The 4,980-nt window shown below is 64.4% G+C and carries 5 protein-coding genes; 4 read left to right on the plus strand and 1 reads right to left on the minus strand.

Features of this window, described 5'->3' with window-relative positions:
- The 4 genes from JWQ89_RS12825 to dld form a co-directional block, all read left to right on the plus strand.
- Positions 1-278: hypothetical protein (locus JWQ89_RS12825; RefSeq protein ID WP_299641616.1), on the plus strand; the 278-nt coding region annotated here is incomplete at its 5' end.
- Between the two features lie 191 nt (positions 279-469).
- Positions 470-808 carry a P-II family nitrogen regulator gene (locus JWQ89_RS12830; protein ID WP_299641618.1) on the plus strand — a complete coding sequence of 113 codons (339 nt, stop codon included), beginning with the start codon at positions 470-472 and terminating at the stop codon, positions 806-808.
- A gap of 51 nt (positions 809-859) precedes the next feature.
- The gene (glnA, locus tag JWQ89_RS12835; protein WP_299641620.1) at positions 860-2,269 is read left to right on the plus strand and encodes a type I glutamate--ammonia ligase; all 1,410 of its coding nucleotides are present in this window, start codon (positions 860-862) and stop codon (positions 2,267-2,269) included.
- A 133-nt stretch (positions 2,270-2,402) separates the two neighbouring features.
- Positions 2,403-4,133: a D-lactate dehydrogenase gene (dld, locus tag JWQ89_RS12840; protein ID WP_299641621.1), complete on the plus strand. Its 1,731-nt coding sequence runs from the start codon at positions 2,403-2,405 to the stop codon at positions 4,131-4,133.
- Positions 4,134-4,158: 25 nt separating this feature from the next.
- Here dld and JWQ89_RS12845 read toward each other — a convergent pair.
- Positions 4,159-4,980: phosphotransferase (locus JWQ89_RS12845; RefSeq protein ID WP_299641623.1), on the minus strand; the 822-nt coding region annotated here is incomplete at its 5' end.

Below are 4,980 nucleotides of genomic sequence, written 5' to 3' on the forward strand. Positions count from 1 at the left end.
TGCATGCGCGCGCCACCTTCGAGATACCCTCGTCACTGCCCGAGTTCGCGCATCTGCACTTCTCTACTGCGGCTCCTTCGGCCTATTTCCACGCGGTGGTCAGCCGCGACGACATGATCGTGCTCACCCAGTTGAATACCGAGCACGACTTTCGCGCCGTACTCGACCCGCTAACCCGACGCCTATCGGTGTCCGCCAGCGCGGACTTTCAGGCCTATATGAAGCAAGCCACTGGCACCGACACGCTCCTTGTCGCGGGCAAGCAAGAGGCGCCCTGACAACCAAGATGCCTAATCTATGATCATATCGCACACGCTTTAGGCTGAAGCGTACCATCTGGCTTGAGAAAGTGGTTGACGTAGTGGCACTACTGCTTTGTTGTAGAACTATTTTTATGCATCCCATAACCGTGGCACGCAGCCTGCATACAGCCCTGCGGCACCCGACCGGTGCCAGAGTGGAGGCCTGAATGAAGAAGATCGAGGCTATCGTAAAGCCGTTCAAGCTCGACGAAGTGAAGGAAGCGCTGCAGGAAGTTGGTCTGCAGGGCATCACCGTCACGGAAGCCAAGGGGTTCGGCCGTCAGAAGGGACATACCGAGCTCTATCGCGGCGCGGAATATGTCGTCGATTTCCTGCCCAAGGTGAAGGTCGAGGTGGTTTGCCCCGACGACCTCGCCGAGAAGGCGATCGAAGCGATCCGCACTGCTGCGCAAACCGGCCGCATCGGCGATGGAAAGATCTTCGTCTATACGATCGAACAGGCTATCCGCATCCGCACCGGCGAATTCGGCGACGACGCGCTCTGAACGCAACGCGCCTGCCTAAATCAAACACCCAGCCTTACACAGGGGAACTGAATGACCACTGGAGCCGACATCCTCAAGCGCATCAAGGACGAGGATATCAAATACGTCGACCTGCGATTCACCGACATGCGCGGCAAGCTGCAGCATGTGACCTTCGACCAGACCATGGTCGATGAAGACCTGTTCGAAGAAGGTACGATGTTCGACGGCTCGTCGATCGCCGGCTGGAAGGCCATCAACGAGTCCGACATGGTGCTGATGCCCGATCCGGATTCGGCCTATATGGACCCGTTCTTCGGCGCCTCGACCCTCGTCATCAACTGCGATATTCTCGAGCCTCTGACCTACCAGCCCTATTCCCGCGACCCGCGCACCACGGCCAAGAAGGCCGAGGCCTACGTGAAGGAACTGGGGATCGGCGACAGCGTCTATTTCGGCCCCGAGCCCGAATTCTTCATCTTCGACGACGTCCGCTATTCGAACACCACCTACAAGGTCGGGTTCTCGGTGGATTCGACCGAACTGCCGACCAACAACGACACCGAGTACGAGTCGGGCAATACCGGCCACCATATCGGGCTGAAGAAGGGCTACTTCCCGGTTCCGCCGCTCGACAGCGCCCAGGACATGCGCGGCGAGATGCTGGCGGCGATGGGCGCCATGGGCGTGCCGATCGAGAAGCACCACCACGAAGTGGCCTCGGCCCAGCACGAGCTCGGCATCAAGTTCTGCCCGATCATCAAGGCGGCCGACTCGGTCCAGATCTACAAGTACGTGATCCAGCAGGTCGCCCAGGCCTACGGCAAGACGGCGACGTTCATGCCCAAGCCCGTCTATGGCGACAACGGCTCGGGCATGCACTGTCACCAGTCGATCTGTATAGACGGCAAGAACTCCTTCGCCGGCGACCAGTATGCCGGCCTGTCGATGGATTGCCTCTATTACATCGGCGGCGTCATCAAGCACGCCAAGGCCATCAACGCCTTCACCAACCCGACGACCAACTCCTACAAGCGCCTGGTCCCCGGCTTCGAGGCCCCCGTCCTGCTCGCCTACTCGGCGCGCAACCGCTCGGCCTCCTGCCGCATCCCCTTCGGCCAGTCGCCGAAGTCCAAGCGTGTCGAAGTCCGCTTCCCCGATCCGCTGGCGAACCCCTATCTCGGCTTCGCCGCCATGCTGATGGCCGGCATCGACGGCATCCGCAACAAGATCCACCCGGGCGACCCGATGGACAAGGATCTCTACGAGCTGCCCAAGGAAGAGCTGAAGCAGATCCCGACGGTTTGCGGCTCGCTCCGCGAGGCCCTCGAAAGCCTCGACAAGGACCGCGACTTCCTCAAGGCCGGCGGCGTGTTCGACGACGACCAGATCGACAGCTACATCGAGCTGAAGATGACGGAAGTCATCAAGTTCGAGCACACCCCGCACCCGGTCGAGTACGAGATGTACTACTCGGCCTGATCGCCGGGACCGATCGACGAATACGAAAGGGCTCCTCCGGGGGCCCTTTCCCTTTGGGCCACCGCTTCGTCGTATTGCCGCGGCGCTGCCGCTGGGAGTAGGTTCCCCGCGCCTTGGACCCGAGGGGAACGACGTGGCACTGGCCGGCACGATTGAGACGAAGACTTCGACGGACGACCTGCTGGCGGCGCTGCGCGCGGCAGCCGGTCCGCGGAACGTGCTGACCACCGAACGGGAAACCAAGCGCTACCGGCGCAGCTTCCGCGGCGTGACCGGCGACGCGGTGGCGGTCGTCCGCCCCGGCACGCTGCTTCAGATGTGGCGTGTCCTCGAGGCCTGCGTGGCGCACGACGTCATCGTCATCATGCAAGCCTCCAACACCAGCCTCACCAACGGCGCCACCCCCGATGTCGAGGGCTACGACCGGCCGGTGGTGATCATCAGCACGGCCCGGCTCGACAACCTGCAGCTGCTCGACGGCGGCCGCCAGGTCGTCAGCTTCCCCGGCGGCACCCTCTACAAGCTGGAGCAGCTGCTGAAGCCGCTTGGCCGCGAGCCGCACTCGGTGATCGGTTCCTCCTGCATCGGCGCCTCGATCGTCGGCGGCGTGTGCAACAACTCGGGCGGCTCGCTGGTCCGCCGGGGCCCCGCCTATACGGAGCTGTCATTGTTCGCGCAGGTCGATCGGGAGGGCCGCCTGCAGCTCATCAACCGCCTCGGCATCGAACTGGGCTCGACCCCCGAGGAAATCCTCACCCGCCTGCAGGAGGGGCGCTACGCGCCTCAGGACGTTACGCAGGCCACCGGCCTCGCGTCAGACGGCCGCTATGGCGAGCAGGTGCGAGACGTCGACGCGCCCACCCCTGCCCGCTTCAACGCCGATCCGGCCCGCCTCCACGACGCGTCCGGTTCGGCGGGCAAGCTCGCGGTCTTCGCGGTGCGGCTCGATACCTTCCCCGCCGATGCCGAGGAGATCGTCTACTACATCGGCACTAATGATCCGGCCGTGCTGACGACCCTCCGCCGCCGCCTGCTCGGCCGCATGAAGAACCTGCCGATCGCCGGCGAATACATGCACCGCGGCATGTTCGATGCCTGCCACCGCTACGGCAAGGACACCTTCATGCTCATTCACTATCTCGGCACCGACGTGATGCCCAAGGTCTATGCGCTCAAGGCTTTCGTCGACGGCTATCTCGACGCCATCCCGTTCCTGCCCAAGCGCTTCTCGGAGCGGATTGCCCAGGGCCTGTCGCGCCTGTGGCCGGAAATGCTGCCGAAGCGCATGCTGGACTACCGCGACCGCTTCGCCCACCACCTGATGCTGAAGCTCGCGCCCGACAGCGTCGCCGAGGCCCGGGCAATCCTCGCCGAACTGTTCGAGACCGCCGAGGGCGAGTACTTCCTCTGCACCCCGGATGAAGGCAAGCGCGCCTTCCTCCACCGCTTCGCTGCGGGCGGCGCAGTTGCCCGCCTCGCCATCATGAACAAGCGTGACGTCGAAGGTATCCTGCCGCTCGATATCGCCCTTCCCCGCAACGACACCGAGTGGTTCGAGGACCTGCCGCCCGAGCTCGACGAACAGATCGCGGCCCGGCTCTATTGCGCGCACTTCCTCTGCCACGTCTTTCACCAGGAATACGCGGTCAAGAAGGGCGTCGACATGGACGCGTTGAAGGAAGCGATGCTGGCGCGCCTGTCGTCCCGGGGCATCGAATACCCCGCCGAGCACAATGTCGGCCACCTCTACCAAGCCAAGCCCGCCCAGCTGGCCTTCTATCAATCGCTGGATCCGACCAACAGCTTCAACCCCGGCATCGGCAAGTCGTCAAAACTCCGCAACTACGGGCTTGCCAACCGCTAAGTCCCACGAACGCCCGGAGGTCTGGTCAGCCCGCGGCACCGCAGAGCCGCAGCACCTTGCCGGTATGCGTGGTGACGATCGAGCGCATGAGGTCGCGGTGGGGAAAGTCCGTCTCGAGGATGCGGAGCGGCCCCTCGACCAATGAGAGCGAGCGCGCCAGCTCGTAGAGCGCCAGCCGCGCCGGATCGAGCTCCACCTCGATCCCCAGCGCCTCGTAGCTGTTGCCGAACCGCATCCGGGTGAACCCGTGCTCCCACTCGGCGTCGAAGAACATCACCCCTTCGACGTCGATGATCACGGGCCGCCCCTCGCCGTCGATCATCACATGGTCGGCGCCGAGCTCACCATGGATCAGGCTGTACCAATCGCGCGGCCGAACCTGCGCATGCCGCTCGCGCAGGGCGTCCTCGATCCGCTCGCGCGCCTGTCCGAGCTCCGGGACCTTGCCTGCGACAATCGCCAGGTGCCCAAGCCCCAGCTCAAGGACGATCTGCTCGGCCCGCCGATCCTGCGGCGCCACGCCGGCAGCCACGGCGGCGACCTTGCCTAGCCTTGGGCTGGTGTGCCTCGCCATGCCGTTGAGCATCGCGCCCACGGCCCTCAGTGGCTGTTCCGCCGCACCGGCATCCCCGGCGATCATCGCCTCGAGCGTGCCGCCGCGCAGATCATCGACAATGGCGATATCGGCCGGATAGGTCGATTTGCCGCGGTCGACCAGCAGCAGTGCCGGCACCCTCGCGCCGGCTGCCGTCAGCGCAAGCGTTGCCGCTTCCAGCAGGTCGAGCCCGGAGGCTTCGGCGAACGGGTCGCGCGGGTCGGTGCTGTTGTCGGTCCAGTAGTTCTCCGC

Source organism: Devosia sp. (assembly GCF_028290645.1).
GTDB lineage: Bacteria > Pseudomonadota > Alphaproteobacteria > Rhizobiales > Devosiaceae > Devosia_A.